This is a genomic window from Micromonospora sp. NPDC049201, assembly GCF_055586805.1.
Window position 1 is genome coordinate 17,638 of the sequence record NZ_JBVJHM010000006.1, and the last position, 19,379, is coordinate 37,016.

Sequence of the window (19,379 nt, forward strand, 5' to 3'; positions counted from 1 at the left end):
CTGTGTCAGCACGTTATCAGATCAGCGGTGCCACGTCGGTGGCCATTTCGGCGAGCGTGGAATCCGCCGTCCGCGCCGGCGCGCTCGCCCCGGGCGACCCGCTGCCCGCGGTCCGGGCGCTCGCCGGCGAGTTGGGCGTCAGCCCGGCCACCGTCGCCCGGGCGTACCAGGACCTGCGGCAGCGTGGCCTGGTCGTCACCGCCGGCCGGCTCGGCACCCGGGTCCGACCCCGCCCGCCGGTGGCCGCCCGCCGCGCGGCGCTGCTGCCGCCACCGCGCCCCGACACCCGCGACCTCGCCACCGGCCACCCCGACCGCCGGCTGCTGCCGCCGCTCGGGCCGCACCTGGCCGCGCTCGCCGCCGGATTCGGGCCCGCCGCCGGGTACGCGGACGCCGCCGTCCTGCCCGAACTGGCCGCCGCCGCCCGGGAACGGCTCGCCGCCGACGGGGTGCCGGCCGACGAGCTGACCGTGACCGGCGGCGCGCTGGACGGCATCGAGCGGCTGCTCGCCGCCCACCTGCGGCCCGGTGACGCGGTCGCGGTGGAGGACCCCGGGTGGGCCAACCTGCTCGACCTGATCGCCGCGCTCGGGCTGCGTACCGTCGGGGTGCCGGTGGACGACGACGGCCCGACCGTGGCCGGGGTGCGGGTCGCGCTGGCCGCCGGCGTCCGGGCGCTGGTGGTGACCAGCCGGGCCCAGAACCCGACCGGTGCGGCCGTCTCCGCCGACCGGGCCGAGTCGCTGCGCACGCTGCTCGCCGACCGGGCCGACCTGCTGCTGATCGAGGACGACCACGCCGCCGAGCTGGCCCGCGTACCCCTGCACCCGCTCGCCGGGGTGACCCCGGCGTGGGCCCTCGTCCGGTCGGTGAGCAAGCCCTACGGGCCCGACCTGCGGCTCGCCGTGCTGGCCGGCGACGAGGCCACGGTGGCCCGGGTGGCCGGCCGGGCGCAGGTCGGCGCCGGTTGGGTCTCCACCGTGCTGCAACACCTGGTCCTGGCGCTCTGGCGTGATCCGGCCACCGCCGAGCTGGTGCGGCGCGCGGCGGACGGCTACGACCGGCGGCGGGACGGGCTGGTCGCCGCGCTCGCCGCGCGCGGGCTGGCCGCGCACGGGCGCACCGGGATCAACGTCTGGGTGCCGGTGCCGGACGAGACGGTCGCGGTCACCGCCCTGCGCGACGCCGGCTGGTCGGTGGCGCCCGGCAGCCTCTACCGGATCGCCGCCGCGCCCGCCGTCCGGATCACGGTGAGCACGCTCGACGACACCGACCTGCCGCCGCTTGCCGACGCACTCGCCCACGCGGTGCGGCCCGCGAAAGGCCGGGCCCCCTATTAACGCCTCCGGTATAGCAGGGCCCCCTTTTAACACGCGCGCCGGCAGGTGCCGCGTGCCGGCCGGCGGAAAGGGTAGAACGGTCCGCATGGCCGAGACCGAGAACGCGCCCGGCGCGCAGGAGTTCATCCCGCCGTCGGCGGACACCATCGACGCGCTGCGGACCGCGGCGGCCGGCTGCCGCGGCTGCGAGCTGTACCGGGACGCGTCGCAGACCGTCTTCGGTCGGGGCGACGAGAGCGCCCGGCTGGTCTTCGTCGGCGAGCAGCCGGGCGACGTGGAGGACCAGCAGGGCCTGCCGTTCGTCGGCCCGGCCGGCCGACTGCTGCGTAAGGCCGTGGACGACGCCGGCCTGGACCCCGGCCAGATCTATCTGACCAACGCGGTCAAGCACTTCCGCTTCGAGCTGCGCGGCAAGCGGCGCATCCACCAGACCCCGGACCGGGTGCACATCACCGCCTGCCGGCCCTGGCTGGTCGCCGAGTTCGCCCGGCTGCGCCCGGAACTCGTGGTGGTGCTCGGCGCCACCGCCGCCAAGGCGCTGCTCGGCCCGACGTTCCGGGTGACGAGACAACGCGGCGAGCTGCTGCCCTGGCCGGCCGCCGCCCAGCATCCGGAGGACTTCGCGCGGGTGCCGGTGGACCGGTCCGGCGCGGTCGCCGACGCGCCGGACACCCGGCTGCTCGCCACCATCCATCCGTCCGCCGTGCTGCGCGCCGACAACCAGGACATCGCGTACGAGGGCCTGGTCGCCGACCTCAAGGTGGCGGCCGGCGTGCTGCGCTGAGGCGGGCGGCGTTCCTCCCGTTCCGATCCGAGCGGCGTCCCCGGCCTGGACATGCGGTCTCCCGACACGCTGACCGCACGAGCCGCGCCATGGCTACGAGTTGGACGCGAAGGGTGAGGCGGTCCGGCGGCGGCGCATCTTCGTGCGGTCGAGCGGGCTCCGGGTGGCGCATCGAGCCGTGGGTGACGGCCGGGTGCGGCTCCCCGCCCGGTGAAGATCCGACGGGTCAGGCGCGTCCCTGCCAGGTGCACAGGCAGACCCGGTTGCCGTCCGGGTCGGCGAGCATCCAGAAGTTCGGGGCCTCCGCGTCGCTGACCAGCGTGCCACCGGCCGCGAGCGCCGCCTCGATGCGCGCCGCGACAGCGGCCGGGTCGACCCACACGTCCGGGTGCCAGCGCTGCCGGGGTTCCTCGCGGCCGGACGCCTGGAACCAGATCGTGGGCAGCGCGCCGGCCGGGTCGCGTACCTCGTCGTCGGTGGCGTCCGCGCCGCCCGGTCGTTCCCACGCCAGGACCGCCCGCCAGAACGGCGCGACGGCGGCGTGCTCCGGGCTGTCCAGCGCGAACTCCAGGCGGGACAGCCCGGCCGGGGACGGCGACAGGCCGGCGTCGGCGGCGAGGGCCGAGATCGTCCGGGCCAGGCGCACGTCCCGCCCGGTGACGCCGCCCGCGTCGTGCGACCACAGCCGCACGTCCACAAAGGTGTAGCGCAGGTCCAGGTCGGGATGATGGTCCACCCGCTCGGCCTCCGCGCCGACCGCGGCCACCAACGCCAGCCCGGCCGCGAAGTCGGGGGTACGGATGCGGGTGTGCAACGCGCCCAGCAGGTACGTCCACCCGTCCAGCCCGGCGTCGGCGATCTGTGCTCCGGTCAGCGTGGCCATCTGGTCATCCTGACGCGCGTCCCGCCGCCCCGCCACCCCGGGGGCGCATCGCCCCTGTCCAGGGCGGGTGAGCGGTGCCAGACTGGCCGCCATGGAGCAGCATCTCTACCAGCCCGTGCACGACGAGTTCCGGGACCTGTGCCGTCGGTTCCTCGCCCGGGAGGCGGTGCCGCACCACGAGCGGTGGGAGGCCGAGGGCGTCGTCGACCGCGCGGTGTGGCGCAAGGCGGGCGCGGCCGGGCTGCTCGGTCCGGACGTGGACCCGGCGTACGGCGGCGGCGGGCAGCGTGACTTCCGGTTCAACGCGGTGCTCGACGAGGAGATCATCGCGGCCGGCTGCACCGGTCTGGGCTTCGGCCTGCACAACGACGTGGTGGCGCCGTACCTGACCGAGCTGACCACCGCCGACCAGCGCAAGCGCTGGCTGCCGGGCTTCTGTTCGGGTGACCTGGTCACGGCGATCGCGATGAGCGAGCCGGGCGCGGGCAGCGACCTGGCCGGCATCCGCACCACCGCGGTCCGGGACGGCGATTCGCTGGTGCTCAACGGCCAGAAGACGTTCATCACCAACGGCGAGCTGGCCGACCTCGTGGTGGTGGTCGTGAAGACCGCCCCGGAGCAGGGCGCGCACGGCGTGAGCCTGGTGGTGGTGGAACGCGACACGCCGGGCTTCGGCCGGGGGCGCCGGCTGGCCAAGGTCGGGCTGAAGGCCAACGACACCGCCGAGCTGTTCTTCGACGACTGCCGGGTGCCGGCGGAGAACCTGATCGGCGCCGAGAACCAGGGCTTCTACCACCTGATGGCCAACCTGCCCCGGGAGCGGCTGAGCATCGCGGTCGCCGCGGTGGCGGCCTGCGAGAAGCTGCTCGCGCTGACGCTGGAGTACGCCCGCTCGCGGGAGGCGTTCGGCCGCCCGATCGGCTCGTTCCAGCACAACCGGTTCCTCCTGGCCGAGCTGGACACCGAGGTCACCATCGCGCGGACGTTCGTGAACCACTGCGTCGCCGAGCACGACGCGGGCCGGCTCTCGGTGACCGACGCGGCGAAGGCGAAGTGGTGGACCACCGAGTTGCAGAACCGGGTCGCCGACCGGTGCGTGCAACTGCACGGCGGGTACGGCTTCATGGCGGAGTACCCGGTGGCGAAGGCGTGGCTGGACAGCCGGGTGCAGACCATCTACGGCGGCACCACCGAGATCATGAAGGAGATCATCGGCCGCGGTCTCGGCCTGTAGCGAAACCGGGTGCCGGCCGGTCGGTCCGGTGCGGAAGGATGGGGCACCCGTCCCCACCAGGAGCGCCATGGCCACCGACCTGACCGCGCCGGCCCCGCCCCGGCCCGATGTCGCCGCCATCCAGCGGCGTACCCTCCGGCTGCTCTTCCTCACCCAGATCGTCGGCGGCCTCGGCGTGGCCATCGGCATCTCGGTCGGCGCGCTGCTCGCGGCCCGGATCGCCGGCACCGCCCTGGCCGGGCTGGCGCAGAGCGCCGGGGTGGTCGGCGCGGCGCTGCTCGCCGTGCCGGTGACCCGGCTGATGGCGGCGCGCGGGCGGCGCCCCGGGCTGGTCCTGGCCTATCTGATCGGCGCGACAGGCGGCGTGCTGGTGGTGGCCGCCGCGGTGACCCGGCTGGTGCCGCTGCTCTTCGTCGGCATGCTGCTGTTCGGCGGCGGCACGGCGGCCAACCTCCAGGCCCGCTACTCGGCGGTGGACCTCGCCGAGCCGGCGCGTCGGGGCCGGCAGTTGTCGCTTGTGGTGTGGGCCACCACCATCGGCTCGGTGACCGCGCCGAACCTCGCGTCGTTCGCCGACGACGCCACCCGGGGCTGGGGCGTGCCGACGCTGGCCGGGCCGTTCGTCTTCAGCGCCGTCGCGTTCGTGCTGGCTGCCGTCGTACTCTTCGCGTTGCTCCGGCCGGACCCGCTGCGCACCGCGCGCCGGCTGGCGGCGGCCGAACCGGCCGCTCCCGCCGGCCCGGACCGGGCGGTCACCCGCCGCGGCGGCATGGTCGCCGCGTGGCGGACGGTACGCCGGCGGCCGGCCGCCCGACTCGGCATCGCCGCGGTCGCGGTGGGGCACCTGGTGATGGTCGCGGTGATGTCGATGACCCCGGTGCATCTCGGCGAGTGGCACTCCGACGCGGACGTGCTGCGGGTGGTCGGCATCGTGCTCAGCCTGCACATCGCCGGCATGTACGCGTTCTCGCCGGTGGTGGGCTGGCTGACCGACCGGCTGGGGCGGCGGCCGGTGATCCTCGGCGGCGTGGCGCTGCTGCTGGCCGCGTGCGCGGTGGCCGGCACCGCCGGGCACCACACCCCGCCGCTCTCGGTGGGGCTGGCGCTGCTCGGGCTGGGCTGGTCGGGCACCATGGTGGCGGGCTCGACGCTGCTGTCGGAGTCGGTGCCCGCCGCCGACCGGCCCGGTGTGCAGGGCCTGTCCGACCTGCTGATGGGGCTGGCCGGGGCGGGCGCGGCGGCGGTGAGCGGGTTCGTCATGCGGGCCGTGGGGTACCCGACGCTCACCCTGCTGGCGGCGATCGCGGTGGTGCCGCTGGTGGCGCTGGCGGTGCGGCGTCCCGGCGCGGAACCACTCGACGAGGAGGACTGAACACGTGCGGCTGACCGACTTCTGGACGCGTCTGGAGGAGGCGTTCGGGCCGGGCTACGCGGCCAGCATCGCCAGCGACCAGGTGCTGTCGCAGCTCGGCGGGCGGACCGTCGAGCAGGCGCTCGCGGCCGGTGAGGAAACGCACGTGGTGTGGCGCGCGGTGGTCGCCGCGTATCCCGACCGCGTGCCCGCACGGCTACGCTGAGCAGCCTTTTCTCTGGTTCCGCGTGTCGCTTGCCCAGTCGTACACCTGTTCGGCTATTGTCCACAGCTGGGTGCTCGTCCACAGCTCACGGCCCGTCGGCTGGTTTTCTGTCGGACCCAGCGCCTAGCGTGTCCCGCGTGACGCGAAGCTCAGGAAAGACGCCGGCGAAGGCAGGGGTGGCAACGATGGCGGCAGGTCCTGACCGGGAGAAGGCGCTAGACCTTGCTCTCGCTCAGATCGACAAGCAGTTCGGCAAGGGTTCGGTGATGCGGCTGGGGGAGCGGCCCGTCGTGCAGACGGCGGTCATCCCCACCAGCTCCATCGCGCTCGACGTGGCGCTCGGCGTGGGCGGTCTGCCGCGCGGCCGGGTCGTCGAGATCTACGGTCCGGAGTCCAGCGGTAAGACCACCGTCGCCCTGCACGCGGTGGCCAACGCCCAGCGGGCCGGTGGCATCGCCGCGTTCATCGACGCCGAGCACGCGCTCGACCCGGAGTACGCGAAGGCGCTCGGCGTCGACACCGACGCCCTGCTGGTCTCCCAGCCGGACACCGGCGAGCAGGCGCTGGAGATCACCGACATGCTGGTCCGCTCCGGCGCGATCGACATCATCGTGATCGACTCGGTCGCGGCCCTGGTGCCGCGCGCCGAGATCGAGGGTGAGATGGGCGACAGCCACGTGGGCCTCCAGGCCCGGCTGATGAGCCAGGCGCTCCGGAAGATCACCGGCATCCTCAACAACACCGGCACCACCGCGATCTTCATCAACCAGCTCCGCGAGAAGATCGGCGTGATGTTCGGCAGCCCGGAGACCACCACCGGTGGTCGGGCGCTGAAGTTCTACGCCTCGGTCCGGCTCGACGTGCGCCGCATCGAGAGCCTCAAGGACGGCACCGACGTGGTCGGTAACCGCACCCGGGTCAAGGTCGTGAAGAACAAGGTCGCCGCGCCGTTCAAGCAGGCCGAGTTCGACATCATGTACGGCAAGGGCATCTCCCGTGAGGGCTCCCTGATCGACGTCGGGGTGGAGCAGGCGATCATCCGCAAGTCCGGCGCCTGGTACACCTACGACGGCGACCAGCTCGGCCAGGGCAAGGAGAAGGCCCGCGAGTTCCTCCGCGAGAACCCGGACGTGGCGGCCGAGATCGAGAAGAAGATCCTGGAGAAGCTCGGCGTCGGCACCGGTGGTGCGGGCGACGCCGCCGGCGGCCCGGAGTTGCCGCCGGTCGACTTCTGATCCGCTGACCAGTGGCAGGACGACGCGCCCGTACGGGACGGGGCTGGGATGCCAGCCCACCCCGTACGGGTGACGCCACCGGCGCGCCCCAGCCCCGCCGTGGCCGCCGTGGTCGCGCGGCGGAGTCCGATCCGGGGGAGGCTCCGGCTCCGCCGCGCGACGAGGCCGAGCTGGCTCGGGAGATCTGCCTGCGGCAGCTCGCCACCCGACCGCGCACCCGGGCCGAGCTGGCCGGCGCGCTCGCCCGGCGCGGCATCTCCGAGGAGGTGGCCGAGCAGGTCCTCGACCGTTACGACGAGGTCGGCATCGTCGACGACGCGGCCTTCGCCCAGGCCTGGGTGAGCAGCCGGCACACCGGCCGTGGGCTGGCCCGCCGGGCGCTCGCCAACGAGCTGCGCCGCAAGGGCGTCGACGACGAGCTGGCCGGCGCGGCGCTGGACGGGATCGACGAGGAGGCCGAGGCGGAGACCGCCCGCGCCCTGGTGGACCGGAAGCTGCGCACCGCCCGGGGCGAGCCCGACGCGGTGTTCCGGCGTCTGGTCGGCATGCTGGCGCGTAAGGGCTACCCGGCCGGCGTGGCGATCCGCGCGGTGAAGGACGCGCTGGCCGCGCAGAGCGCCGAGGCGGCGGAGTTCGCCGAGCACATCGACGCCGACGCCCTGGCCGACGCGGAGAACGACCTCGACGCCCGCCGGCACGACTGACCGTCCGGTCCCGGACGCGACGGTCCGGCGCCGGCGGCGTCGCGGGCACCATGGCAGAAGGGGTGCACACCGGTGCTGAAGGCGTGTCTGAACGGCGGGCGGCGACGGGACGAGCACCCCGCCGTCCCGCTCACCCCGGCCGAGTTGGCCGCCGACGCCGCCCGCTGCGCGGCCGCCGGGGTGGCCGCGGTGCACGTGCACCCGCGTGACGACAGCGGCGTCGAGTCCCTCGACCCGGCCGGGGTCGCCGCTGCGGTCGACGCCGTCCGGGCCGCCTGTCCCGGCCTGCCGGTCGGGGTCAGCACCGGCGCCTGGATCGTGCCCGACCCGGCCGAGCGGGTGGCCGCGGTACGCGCCTGGACGGTGCGGCCCGACTTCGCCTCGGTCAACGCCCACGAACCGGGCGCGGCGGCGGTCGCGGCGGCCCTGCACGAGCGCGGCGTCATGGTCGAGGCCGGCCTCTGGACGGTGGCGGCGGTCGACGCGTGGCGTCGCTGGCCGACTCCGACCGGCCGGGTCCTCGTGGAGTGCATGGCCGAACCGGCGGAGGCGGCGCTCGCCGACGCGGTGGCGATCCTCGCCGCGCTGCCGACCGGGTGCCCGCCGGTGCTGCTGCACGGCGAGGGTCCGGCCACCTGGCCGGTGTTCGCCGAGGCGGTCCGTCGGGGCCTGCACACCCGCATCGGCCTGGAGGACACGTTGCTGCTCCCGGACGGCAGCCGCGCGCCGGACAACGCCGCCCTGGTCGCCGCCGCCCGGCATCACGCCCCGAGGGATGGGGTCTGAGCAGCCGGGAAACGTCACGCTAGGATGACAGGCGGCGAGGTTTGTCCGGCCCTGTCCGGCATATTCTCAGCAATCCGTGACGGCTCAACTTCTCTCCGTCCGGGTGGTTTGATCATGACTCCTTGACCGAACGGGTCCTCGCGACCTAGCCTCGCCATACAGGCTCACTTTGCCCGACCAGCGCAGGCTAAGCGCACAACATAGATCGCGTAACAGAACAGCATCACTTTGGCCAGCTTCACCGGCCCTTGACGGCAGCTCCGGACCCGGTCCGGAGCGTCCGACAACTGCAACCGGCCGCTGGCGGTTCCCCCCGAAGGGGCACCGCCGACGGAAAGCTGCCCACAGCCAGCCGCTCCGGTCGGGCGTCCAGAGTCGCAGGCGCGTGCCCGTCGGCGCGTGTCCTGCGGCGCCGACGTTCAGGGGAGGCGGCCATGGCGCGGCGGCACAGGTTCACCGGCGGTCTGCGATGAGCGCCTTCGACGTCGTCCTCCTCGTGGTGGTGCTGCTGCTGGTCGTGGTGGTGGCGGGCGCCGTGCTGTTCGGTGTGCGGGCGCTCCAGCGGCTCAGCCTGGCCCCGGCGCCGGAGGACCCGGCCTTCATCGCGGAGAAGGACCGGCAGGAACAGTCCCTGGCCGCGTTGCGGACCGCCGCCGACGAGGTCAACAGCACCATCGACGTGGCGAAGTCGGCGGCCTCCGCGGCCCGGGCCGAGGCGGCTGGCGCGAAGGCCGAGGCGAAGGCCGCCCGCGCCGAGGCCCGACGGGTGCTCGACGACGCCCGCGCCGAGGCCGACACCGTGCTGGAGCGGGCGCACAAGCAGGCCGAGGCGGACGCCGAGCAACTGCGCACCACCGCCCGGCGCAGCGGCGAGCGGGAGGTCGCGGTGCTCGCCGCCACCACCCGCGAGCAGGCCGCCGAGGTGGAGCGCCGGGCCGCCCGGATGGACGAGCGGGAGCGGCTGCACACCGAGGAGGTGGAGCGGCTCGCCGAACGGGAGCGGCAGCTCACCGCCGCCACCGCCGCGCTCGCCGCCCGGGAGGCCGCGCTGGCCGAGCGCGAGCGGGCGCTGACCGAGGTGGAGGAGCAGCGCCGCCGCGAACTGGAGCGGGTGGCCGGGCTGACCGCCGACGCCGCGCGGGCCGAGCTGGTCGAGTCGATCGAGGGACAGGCGAAGCGGGAGGCCGCGCTGCTGGTCCGGGAGATCGAGTCGGACGCGCGGGGCACCGCCGAGCAGCGCGCCCGGCACATCGTGGTGGACGCCATCCAGCGGGTGGCCAGCGAGCAGACCGCGGAGAGCGTGGTCAGCGTGCTGCACCTGCCCGGCGACGAGATGAAGGGCCGGATCATCGGGCGGGAGGGGCGCAACATCCGCGCCTTCGAGTCGGTCACCGGCGTCAACCTGATCATCGACGACACGCCCGAGGCGGTGCTGCTCTCCTGCTTCGACCCGGTCCGCCGGGAGGTCGGCCGGCTGACGCTGGAGAAGCTGGTGCTTGACGGCCGGATCCATCCGCACCGGATCGAGGAGGTCTACGACCTGGCCCGCCACGAGGTGGAGGAGCTGTGTCACCGGGCCGCCGAGGACGCCCTGGTCGAGGTGGGCATCACCGAGATCCACCCGGAGCTGGTCACCCTGCTGGGCCGGTTGCGCTACCGGACGTCGTACGGGCAGAACGTGCTCAAGCACCTGGTGGAGACCGCGCACATCGCCGGCACCATGGCCGCGGAGCTGCGCCTGGACGTGGCGACCATCAAGCGGTGCGCGTTCCTGCACGACATCGGCAAGGCGCTCACCCACGAGGTGGAGGGCAGCCACGCCATCATCGGCGCCGACCTGGCCCGCAAGTACGGCGAGGCCGAGGACGTGGTGCACGCCATCGAGGCGCACCACAACGAGGTGCCGCCGCAGACCATCGAGGCGGTGCTCACCCAGGCGTCGGACGCCTGCTCGGGCGGGCGGCCCGGGGCCCGGCGGGAGAGCCTGGAGGCGTACGTCAAGCGGCTGGAGCGGATCGAGGAGATCGCGGCCGGCAAGCTCGGCGTGGAGAAGGTCTTCGCCATGCAGGCGGGCCGGGAGATCCGGGTGATGGTCAAGCCGGACGACGTGGACGACATCGGCGCGGCCGTGCTGGCCCGCGACGTGGCCAAGCAGATCGAGGAGGAGCTGACCTACCCGGGGCAGATCCGGGTGACAGTGGTGCGCGAGTCCCGGGTCACCGAGATCGCCCGCTGACCGACGCGTGGGGATGGTGGCCGGTGCCGGCCGCCATCCCCACGCTGCTTTCGGTGCCTGTGGTCGCCGTCGCTCAACCCTGTGGTTCGGTCACCTGAGCGTCGTCCCGCGGCGCCGTCGCCTGCTTCGGGACCCGGAACCCGCGTCGCCGGGTACGCCGGTCGAGCCAGTTCGCCAGCGCGGTCACCAGCGAGTTGATGGCGATGTAGATGACGGCCACCACGATCGCCGCGGCGACCACGTTCCCGCGGTTCGCGGACAGGTCGTTGACGCCTCGCTGGAGCAGTTCGGGGAAGGCCACGATGTAGCCGAGCGCGGTGTCCTTGAGCAGCACCACGAGCTGACTGACGATCACGGGCAGCATGGCCCGGGCCGCCTGCGGCACCAGGATCAACTGCATCACCTGGCTCTTCCGCATACCGACGGCGTAGGCCGCCTCGGCCTGGCCCGCCGGGATCGAGCGGATGCCGGCGCGGAACGCCTCGGCGAGCACCGAACCGTTGTAGAGCGTGAGGCCGACGACCACGGACCAGAAGGCCGACACCGGTCCCTGGATCAGGAACGGCACACCGTAGAAGATGAAGAAGATCATGAGGAGCAGCGGGACGGCGCGGAAGAACTCCACGATCGCGCCGGCCGGAATCCGGACCCACCAGCGGTCGGAGAGCCGGCCGACCGCGAACAGGATGCCGAAGGCCAGCGACAGCACCATGCCGGTGGCGGCGGCGAACAGGGTCTGCCGCAGGCCGGGCCAGATGAACTGGGTCCAGGTGGATGCCTCGGTGAAGGGCTGCCAGAGGCTGCCCTCCCACTGCCCGGCCTGGTCGAACTTGGCGTAGAGCCACCAGAGCAACGCCACCAGGCCGACGGCGAAGACAACGCTGAGCACCGCGTTGCGGACGCGGGCCCGTGGCCCGGGGTGGTCGTAGAGAACGGTGCTGGTGCTCATCAGCGCTTCACCGCCAGTCGGTTGGCCAGCCAGCCGAAGAAGTAGCCGGTCGGAATGAGGAGCGCGGCGAAGGTGCCGGCGAAGACGGCGAAGATCGCGATCACGGCGTCGCCGTTGCTGTTGATGAGGTCCTTCATCACGCTGGACGCCTCGATCAGGCCGATCGTGCCGACGATCGTCGCGTTCTTGCACAGCGCGATGAGCACGCTGCCCAGCGGGGCGACCACGGCCCGGCCGGCCTGCGGGAGCACCACGATCCGGAGGGTCTGGAAGAAGGTCAGCCCGATCGCGCGGGCCGCCTCCGCCTGACCGGGCGGGACGGTGTTGATCCCGGACCGGACCGCCTCGCAGACGAACGCGGCGGTGTAGACCGACAGGCCGACCACGCCGAGCCAGTAGTTGTTCTGGTCGAGGTCGTCGGAGAGAGTCAGCCCGAGCGTGGTGAAGAGGCCGAAGTAGCAGAAGAAGATGATCAGCGTCAGCGGCGTGTTGCGGAAGATGTTGACCCAGGCCGCGCCGACGCCCCGCAGCACCGGCACCGGGGAGACCCGGAAGGCGGCGAGAAGCACGCCGAGCACCAGCGCGAGGACCGCCGACGCGCCGGTCAGCTTGAGGATCCAGAGAAAACCCGACAGGTACGCGTCGAGGTTGGTCGGATCAGCGAATACGTGCATGCGTCGACTCCCGGGGCACGTCGTCGGCGTCGTGACAGACCAGGGCCGGCACCCCTGCGGATGCCGGCCCCCGGATCAGGTCAGACGCTGCCGCAGTTGGTCAGCTTCGTGGTGTCCAGCTCGGGCGCGGCCGTGCCGCTCTTGCCCAGGGTCGCGTCCCAGGCGGCCTTGTACGAGCCGTCCGAGGCGGCGGTCTTGAGGATCTCGTTGACCTTCTCGCAGCCGTCCTTGTCGTCCTTCTTCAGGCCGATGCCGTAGGGCTCGCTGGAGAAGGGCTTGCCGACCACCTTGAACTTGCCGGCGTACTGGGACTGCGCGGCGTAGCCGGCCAGGATGATGTCGTCGGTGGTCACCGCGTCGATCTTGCCGCTCTCCAGCAGCGGCAGGCACTTCGAGTACGAGTCGAACTGCTGGAGCTTGGCCTTCGGGTGCTCGGTCTGGATCCGCTTGGCGGGGGTCGAGCCGGTGACCGAGCAGACCGTCTTGCCGTCGAGCGCCTCCGGGCCGGTCAGCGTGGAGTCGGCCTTGACCAGCAGGTCCTGGCCGGCGATGTAGTACGGCCCGGCGAAGTTGATCTTCTGCTTGCGCTCGTCGTTGATGGTGTAGGTGGCCACCACCAGGTCGACGGTGCCCTGCTGGATGAAGGGCTCGCGGTTGGCCGAGACCGTGGTCTTCCACTCGATGTTGCCGGCGTCCACGCCGAGGCCCTTGGCCACGATCTTGGCGATCTCGACGTCGAAGCCCTCGTACTGGCTGCCGGTCTGGATGCCGAGACCCGGCTGGTCGGCCTTCACGCCGATGACCAGCTTCTTCTGGTTCTGGGCCTTGCCGACGATGCCCTTGGCCCCGCCGCTGCCGGACCCGCTGTCCCCGTCGCCGCCGCAGGCGCTCATGCCGAGCGCCAAGGTCGCCGCCGCGGCTACCGCCGCCACGCGCTTCATACGCATACTCAATCTCCTTCTTCGACGGAGCCGCCGGGGACGACTCCACTACGGACGCTCAGTGCGTGAGGATCTTGGAGAGGAAGTCCTTGGCCCGCTCGCTGCGCGGGTTCGCGAAGAACTCGTTCGGCGGCGCGTCCTCGACGAGCCTGCCGTCGGCCATGAAGATGACCCGGTTGGCCGCGTGCCGGGCGAAGCCCATCTCGTGCGTGACCACCACCATGGTCATGCCGTCGCGCGCCAGCGAGGTCATCACGTCGAGCACCTCGCCGACCATCTCCGGGTCGAGCGCGCTGGTCGGCTCGTCGAAGAGCATCGCCTTGGGCTGCATGGCCAGCGCGCGGGCGATCGCCGCCCGCTGCTGCTGGCCGCCGGAGAGTTGGGCCGGGTACTTGTCCGCCTGGTTGGCGATGCCGACGCGGTCGAGCAGGGCCAGGCCGCGCTCGCGGGCGGCGGCCGGCTTCTCCTTGCGGACCTTGACCGGCCCGAGCGTGACGTTCTCCAGGATGCTCTTGTGCGCGAAGAGGTTGAACGACTGGAACACCATGCCGACCTCGCTGCGCAGCTTGGCCAGGGGCTTGCCCTCGGCCGGCAGCGGCTGCCCGTCGAACGTGATGGTGCCGTTGTCGATCGGCTCCAGCCGGTTGATGGCGCGGCACAGCGTCGACTTGCCGGAGCCGGACGGGCCGATCACCACGACCACCTCGCCCCGGCCGACGGAGAGGGACACGTCGTCGAGCACGTGCAGCGGCCCGAACCACTTGTTGACCCCGTCGAGCACGATCAGCGGGTCGCCCGTCGTCACGATCGTCCACCGTCCCTGTCGTCCGTGCCGGAACAGGGGGTCGGTCGACCCCCGGTTGGGCAACTGTAGGCGGGGTGATGTGGCGGAACGCAACTCAGTTGGTCACGGAGCGGTAACACCGGTCACCGGTGTGCCGGCGGGTCCCAATTCCGTCCCCCGCCGGGGCGTCCGAGTGGCGACGCCGCCGTCTCGCGGAGATCATGGAGCGATGACGTTCCGGCTCACCGAGTACGCCCGTGGCGGCGGCTGCGCCTGCAAGATCCCACCCGGTGAGCTGGAGGCGATGGTCGCCGGGTTGGGCCCGAGCGGCGGCGCCGCCGAGTTGCTGGTCGGCCTGGAGAACGGCGACGACGCCGCGGTGGTCCGGCTGGACGAGCGCACCGGCCTGGTGACCACCGCCGACTTCTTCACCCCGGTCGTCGACGACGCGTACGACTGGGGCCGCATCGCCGCCGTCAACGCGCTCTCCGACGTGTACGCCATGGGCGGCACCCCGCTCGTCGCGCTCAACCTGCTGTGCTGGCCGCGGGAGGTGCTGCCGCTGGAGCTGGCCCGGGAGGTGCTGCGCGGCGGGCAGGACGTGGCCCGCGAGGCGGGCTGCCACCTGGCCGGCGGGCACAGTGTGGACGACGACGGCCCGAAGTACGGCCTGGCGGTCACCGGGTTGGTCCGCCCGGACGAGTTGATCACGTTGGACGCCGGCCGGGCCGGGCTGCCGCTGTCGCTGACCAAGCCGCTCGGCGTCGGCGTGCTCAACACCCGGCACAAGCAGACCGGGGAGCGCTTCGCGGCGGCGGTCGACTCGATGACCCGGCTCAACCGGGACGCCGCCCGCGCCGCGGTGGCCGCCGGCATCCGCTGCGGCACCGACGTGACCGGCTTCGGGCTGCTCGGGCACGCCTCGAAGCTGGCCCGTGCCAGCCGGCTCACGGTGGTGATCGACACCGCCGCGGTGCCGTACCTGGAGGGCGCGCGGGAGGCGCTGCGCGACGGGTACGTCAGCGGCGGCACCCGGCGCAACCTGGAGTGGGTGACGCCGTGGACCGACTTCGGCGACGTCGACGAGGCCGAGCGGCTGCTGCTGGCCGACGCGCAGACGTCGGGCGGGCTGTTGGTGGCCGGCGAGGTGCCGGGCGGCACGGTGGTCGGCGAGCTGCTGCCCGTCTCCGACGCGTTGATCCGGCTGCGCTGACCGGCGTGGCAGCGGTGCCGACGCGACACCGTACCCGATAAACTGTCATCTTCCCGCTACTCAGGGCAACGTCGCCCAGGGAAATTTTGCCCGGAATGGTCACAGACCGGTAACTTGCCCCCGGTCGAGGTCAAATGCCCCCCACCATCGTCAGTAAGGCCCGATCCGGAGGCCGGTGGGACGAGCGCAGCGAGGAGGCGGCATGACCGAGCTGTGGAACTGGAGAATCGACGGCGGCGCGCCGGTGGAGGTCTACCCGGCGTTGGCCGAGGCACTCGGCCGGGTGGTGATGCCGCTCGCCGTCGCCGACCCCGTCCGGCTGCCCGCGTACGCGGTGGTCTGCGACGTGTGGGAGGCGCCCGGGGCGTACGGCACCGTGGTCGACTGTTACGGCGTGCCCGAACGCCTGCCCGAGCTGCCCGCCATCGCGGCCCTGGCCCGGGTGCTCGGCCGCAACTGCCTGATGCGCGACGACACGCTCGACGCCGGCCGGCACCTGCTGGTCGCCCCGGACGGCACGATCCGCCCGGTGCACTTCGACGTGGTCGAGACCGACGACGGCGAGGTGCTCAGCGAGCAGCGGCTCTGCACGCTCGCCGATCCCGGCTGCCGGGGCTGGTCGCAGTGCCACCGCTCCCGGTGGGCCCCCGACTCGGTCGCCCCCGCGCTGGCCGCCGCCTGACCGGCCCCCACCCCCACCCGCCGGGCGGGACACGGGGGTGGGGCGGTCCGGGTGGCCCGGATACGCTGTCCGGGTCATGACTACCGCAGCCGCGGGCAGCCCGCGCACCTACCAGGTGCGCACGTACGGCTGCCAGATGAACGTGCACGACTCCGAGCGCATCTCCGGCCTGCTCGAAGACGCCGGCTACGTGCGCGCCGCCGAGTCCGCCGACCAGCCCGACGTGGTGGTGTTCAACACCTGCGCGGTCCGGGAGAACGCCGACAACCGGCTCTACGGCAACCTCGGCCACCTCCGCCCGGTCAAGACGAAGCACCCCGGGATGCAGATCGCGGTCGGCGGCTGCCTGGCCCAGAAGGACCGCGGCGAGATCGTCCGCAAGGCGCCCTGGGTGGACGTCGTCTTCGGCACGCACAACATCGGCTCGCTGCCGGCGCTGCTGGACCGGGCCCGGCACAACGCGGCGGCCGAGGTGGAGATCCTCGAGTCGCTGGAGGTCTTCCCGTCCACGCTGCCGACCCGGCGCGAGTCGACGTACGCGGGCTGGGTCTCCATCTCCGTCGGCTGCAACAACACCTGCACGTTCTGCATCGTGCCGTCGCTGCGCGGCAAGGAGAAGGACCGCCGCCCCGGCGACGTGCTCTCCGAGGTGCGCGCGCTGGTCGCCGAGGGCGTGCTGGAGGTGACGCTGCTGGGGCAGAACGTCAACTCCTACGGCGTGGAGTTCGGCGACCGGTACGCGTTCGGCAAGCTGCTGCGCGCCTGCGGCGACGTCGACGGTCTGGAGCGGGTCCGGTTCACCAGCCCGCACCCGAAGGACTTCACCGACGACGTGATCGCTGCGATGGCCGAGACGCCGAACGTCTGCCACTCGCTGCACATGCCGTTGCAGTCCGGCTCCGACGACGTGCTGCGGGCGATGCGCCGCTCGTACCGGTCGGAGAAGTACCTGGGGATCATCGCCAAGGTCCGGGCGGCGATGCCGGACGCGGCGATCACCACCGACATCATCGTCGGCTTCCCCGGCGAGACCGAGGCGGACTTCCAGCAGACCCTCGACGTGGTCCGGGAGGCCCGGTTCTCGTCGGCGTTCACCTTCCAATATTCCAAGCGCCCCGGCACCCCCGCCGCCACCATGGCCGACCAGCTCCCCAAGCAGGTCGTGCAGGAGCGCTACGAGCGGTTGATCGCCTGTGTCGAGGAGATCACCTGGGCGGAGAACAAGAAGCTGGTCGGGGAGACCGTCGAGGTGCTGGTCGCCGTCGGCGAGGGGCGCAAGGACGAGCGCACCGGCCGGATGTCCGGCCGGGCCCGCGACGGCCGGCTCGTGCACTTCGCGACCGGTGACCTGGCCGGGCGGATCCGCCCCGGCGACATCGTGCACACCACTGTCACGTACGCCGCCCCGCACCACCTCAACGCGGACGGGGCACCGGTGGCGCACCGGCGTACCCGGGCCGGCGACGCGGCCGAGGCGGGACGCGCCCCGCGTACGCCCGGGGTGCTGCTCGGGCTGCCGACGGTCGGCGCGCCGGCCGAGTCGCCCGCTCCCACCGGCGGCTGCGCCGCCCACTGACCCACCCCCGCTCGGAAGGAGGGGCCCCTTCTTAACACCAGGTGTTAAGAAGGGGCCCCTCCTCTACCGAATGCGTTAAAAGGGGGCCCCTCCTTGCACCATCAGCAGGCGGTGCCGTTGAGCTTGACGGTGGCGGGGGCGGCGGCGGTGCCGTTGGCGGTGAAGCCGACGGTCACCGAGGCACCCGGTGCCAGCGACGACGCCCAGTTCGGCGCGGCGGCCGTAACCGTCGTGCCGGACTGCGTGACGGTGGCGTTCCAGCCGCTGGCCAGCGTCACCCCGGACGGCCACGTCCAGGTGGCCGACCACGGGTTCAGCGCGGCGGTGCCGGTGTTCTTGACGGTCAGCTCGCCTTGGAACCCGCCGGCCCAGGCGTTGGTCTGCTTGTAGCTGGCGGTGCAGCCGCCGCTGGGCGCCGGCGTCGTCGGTGCCGGCGTGGTCGGTGCCGGCGAGGTGTTCGGGGTGCCGGTCGGGGACGGGCTGCTGGTGCTGCCGCCACCCGTCGGCGGGATCAGGTACGGCTGGAGGATGGCCTGCTTGGCCTGGTTGACGGTGGTCCAGTCGTCGTTGGCGATGCCGCCGGTGTCACCCGAGTTCGGGTTCCACGACCAGTAGGTGAACGACATGCCGTTGACCCCGGTGCCGGTGTAGGCCATCAGGTTCTCCAGCCAGACCTTGTCCTTCGGGTCCTGGAGCGTGGTGCCGAACTCGCCCATCATGATCGGCGCGATGTTCTGCTTGTAGAGGTAACCCCAGTACTTGTCCCAGATCGCCGGCATGTTCGCCGGGTAGCTCGGGTCGTCGAACCAGGCCTGCCGGTAGACCGAGGTGGCGTACTCGTGCGGCGAGTAGACCAGCCGGTTCGCCACGTTGAGCCGCACCGGGAACTGCCCGGCCTTGGACAGGTTGCCGCCCCACCAGCCGCAGTCCTCGTCGTTGCTGGGGTCGTTGTCCCAGACGTTCGACAGGCCGCCGCTCGGGCAGCTCACCCCCTCCACGAAGATCAGCCAGTTGGGCTGCACGCCGAGGATCGCGTTGCCGGCCCGCTCGGCGGCGAGCCGCCAGTCCCGGGCGGTGTCGCCGCAGCCCCAGCAGGCGCCGGTGGCGGCCGGGTTGGTGCCCTCGGCGTGCGGCTCGTTGTGCAGGTCCGCGCCGATCACCGTGGGGTTGTTCGCGTACCGCTGGGCCATCGTCTTCCAGTCGGCGATCCAGGTCGCCTCGGACACGCCCGAGGTGTACCAGAGCGGCGACTGCCCGGCCGAGGTCGGCCGGTGCCGGTCCAGGATGACCCGCATCCCCTTGCTGCCCGCGTAGTCGATGACCTTGTCCAGGATCTGCAACGGGGAGAGCCCGATCAGGTCCGGGTTGACGAAGTCGTTGATCCCGGTCGCCGTCGCGCCGGGCTTGATGGAGTCGTTCGAGAACGGGATGCGCAGCGTGTTGTAGCCCAACCGGGCCATGGTGTCGAGCTGCCCGCGCCACGGGTTGCTCGACCACAGGCCGTGGAACGTCTTGTTGTCGGTCTCCATGCCGAACCAGTTGATGCCGGTCAGCCGGACGGTCGCGCCCGTGCTGTCGACGATCTTGTTGCCGTTGGTGTGCAGGTAACCGGTGCCGGTGCCGCCGGCCGCGGCGACGGCCGGGGTGGTGCTGACGGCCGCGGCGACGAGGATGCCGGCCGCGGCGGTGGCGAGCGCCGTCAGGGCGCCGCCGAGGGCGGTGCGTCGGTGCATGGGAGCTCCACTTCGGATGCCCGCGCCGCTCGGGCGCCGCGGGCGGCA

17 protein-coding genes and 1 pseudogene are annotated in these 19,379 nt (G+C 72.8%); 12 read left to right on the forward strand and 6 right to left on the reverse strand.

The window, feature by feature from the left end; genetic code table 11:
* Window positions 1-2: 2 nt before the first annotated feature.
* Window positions 3-1,340, forward strand: coding sequence for an aminotransferase class I/II-fold pyridoxal phosphate-dependent enzyme (locus ACZ6O5_RS14235; RefSeq protein ID WP_465977264.1), 1,338 nt, complete (start codon window positions 3-5; stop codon window positions 1,338-1,340).
* A gap of 85 nt (window positions 1,341-1,425) precedes the next feature.
* Entirely contained in the window at window positions 1,426-2,124 is a 699-nt protein-coding gene (locus tag ACZ6O5_RS14240) for a UdgX family uracil-DNA binding protein (RefSeq protein ID WP_465977266.1), read from the forward strand.
* 226 nt (window positions 2,125-2,350) lie between these two features.
* Here the strand turns inward: ACZ6O5_RS14240 and ACZ6O5_RS14245 are convergent, their stop codons facing one another.
* Window positions 2,351-3,007, reverse strand: a complete 657-nt coding sequence (locus tag ACZ6O5_RS14245) for a 4a-hydroxytetrahydrobiopterin dehydratase (protein ID WP_465977268.1) — start codon at window positions 3,005-3,007, stop codon at window positions 2,351-2,353.
* A 91-nt stretch (window positions 3,008-3,098) separates the two neighbouring features.
* On the opposite strand from ACZ6O5_RS14245, the gene ACZ6O5_RS14250 reads away from it, so the two are divergent.
* The 7 genes and pseudogenes from ACZ6O5_RS14250 to rny all read left to right on the forward strand — a co-directional run bounded on the left by ACZ6O5_RS14250 (window position 3,099) and on the right by rny (window position 10,779).
* Window positions 3,099-4,241, forward strand: a complete 1,143-nt coding sequence (locus ACZ6O5_RS14250) for an acyl-CoA dehydrogenase family protein (RefSeq protein ID WP_465977270.1) — start codon at window positions 3,099-3,101, stop codon at window positions 4,239-4,241.
* A 67-nt stretch (window positions 4,242-4,308) separates the two neighbouring features.
* Window positions 4,309-5,627, forward strand: a pseudogene (locus tag ACZ6O5_RS14255) (MFS transporter).
* A complete protein-coding gene (locus ACZ6O5_RS14260) occupies window positions 5,618-5,818 on the forward strand; it encodes a DUF3046 domain-containing protein (RefSeq protein WP_018785963.1) in 201 nt (66 codons plus the stop codon). Before ACZ6O5_RS14255 ends, ACZ6O5_RS14260 begins: the two are co-directional and overlap by 10 nt.
* A 185-nt stretch (window positions 5,819-6,003) precedes the next feature.
* A complete protein-coding gene (gene recA, locus ACZ6O5_RS14265) occupies window positions 6,004-7,053 on the forward strand; it encodes a recombinase RecA (protein WP_107159085.1) in 1,050 nt (349 codons plus the stop codon).
* An 11-nt stretch (window positions 7,054-7,064) separates the two neighbouring features.
* Window positions 7,065-7,757, forward strand: coding sequence for a regulatory protein RecX (locus tag ACZ6O5_RS14270; protein WP_425790637.1), 693 nt, complete (start codon window positions 7,065-7,067; stop codon window positions 7,755-7,757).
* Between the two features lie 72 nt (window positions 7,758-7,829).
* Window positions 7,830-8,543 (forward strand): 3-keto-5-aminohexanoate cleavage protein, encoded by a 714-nt coding sequence (locus tag ACZ6O5_RS14275; RefSeq protein WP_465977273.1) that lies wholly within the window; start codon window positions 7,830-7,832, stop codon window positions 8,541-8,543.
* A gap of 469 nt (window positions 8,544-9,012) precedes the next feature.
* The gene (gene rny / locus ACZ6O5_RS14280) at window positions 9,013-10,779 is read left to right on the forward strand and encodes a ribonuclease Y (RefSeq protein WP_465977275.1); all 1,767 of its coding nucleotides are present in this window, start codon (window positions 9,013-9,015) and stop codon (window positions 10,777-10,779) included.
* A gap of 73 nt (window positions 10,780-10,852) precedes the next feature.
* On the opposite strand, the gene ACZ6O5_RS14285 is transcribed toward rny, so the two are convergent.
* From ACZ6O5_RS14285 to ACZ6O5_RS14300, 4 genes are all read right to left on the reverse strand, one after another.
* On the reverse strand, window positions 10,853-11,728 hold the full coding sequence (locus ACZ6O5_RS14285; RefSeq protein WP_465977278.1) for an amino acid ABC transporter permease: 876 nt from the start codon (window positions 11,726-11,728) through the stop codon (window positions 10,853-10,855).
* Window positions 11,728-12,402, reverse strand: a complete 675-nt coding sequence (locus ACZ6O5_RS14290) for an amino acid ABC transporter permease (RefSeq protein ID WP_107159098.1) — start codon at window positions 12,400-12,402, stop codon at window positions 11,728-11,730. Before ACZ6O5_RS14290 ends, ACZ6O5_RS14285 begins: the two co-directional genes overlap by 1 nt.
* A gap of 80 nt (window positions 12,403-12,482) precedes the next feature.
* The gene (locus tag ACZ6O5_RS14295; RefSeq protein ID WP_465977280.1) at window positions 12,483-13,349 is read right to left on the reverse strand and encodes a glutamate ABC transporter substrate-binding protein; all 867 of its coding nucleotides are present in this window, start codon (window positions 13,347-13,349) and stop codon (window positions 12,483-12,485) included.
* 52 nt (window positions 13,350-13,401) lie between these two features.
* A complete protein-coding gene (locus ACZ6O5_RS14300; protein WP_465977282.1) occupies window positions 13,402-14,148 on the reverse strand; it encodes an amino acid ABC transporter ATP-binding protein in 747 nt (248 codons plus the stop codon).
* Between the two features lie 208 nt (window positions 14,149-14,356).
* Between ACZ6O5_RS14300 and selD the strand changes: the two genes are divergently transcribed.
* From selD to miaB, 3 genes are all read left to right on the forward strand, one after another.
* Window positions 14,357-15,340, forward strand: a complete 984-nt coding sequence (gene selD, locus ACZ6O5_RS14305) for a selenide, water dikinase SelD (RefSeq protein ID WP_465977284.1) — start codon at window positions 14,357-14,359, stop codon at window positions 15,338-15,340.
* 202 nt (window positions 15,341-15,542) lie between these two features.
* Window positions 15,543-16,022, forward strand: coding sequence for a hypothetical protein (locus ACZ6O5_RS14310; RefSeq protein WP_465977286.1), 480 nt, complete (start codon window positions 15,543-15,545; stop codon window positions 16,020-16,022).
* A gap of 76 nt (window positions 16,023-16,098) precedes the next feature.
* Window positions 16,099-17,598, forward strand: a complete 1,500-nt coding sequence (gene miaB, locus ACZ6O5_RS14315; protein ID WP_465977288.1) for a tRNA (N6-isopentenyl adenosine(37)-C2)-methylthiotransferase MiaB — start codon at window positions 16,099-16,101, stop codon at window positions 17,596-17,598.
* Window positions 17,599-17,699: 101 nt separating this feature from the next.
* Here miaB and ACZ6O5_RS14320 read toward each other — a convergent pair whose 3' ends face one another.
* Entirely contained in the window at window positions 17,700-19,331 is a 1,632-nt protein-coding gene (locus tag ACZ6O5_RS14320) for a cellulase family glycosylhydrolase (RefSeq protein ID WP_465977290.1), read from the reverse strand.
* Window positions 19,332-19,379 lie beyond the last annotated feature (48 nt).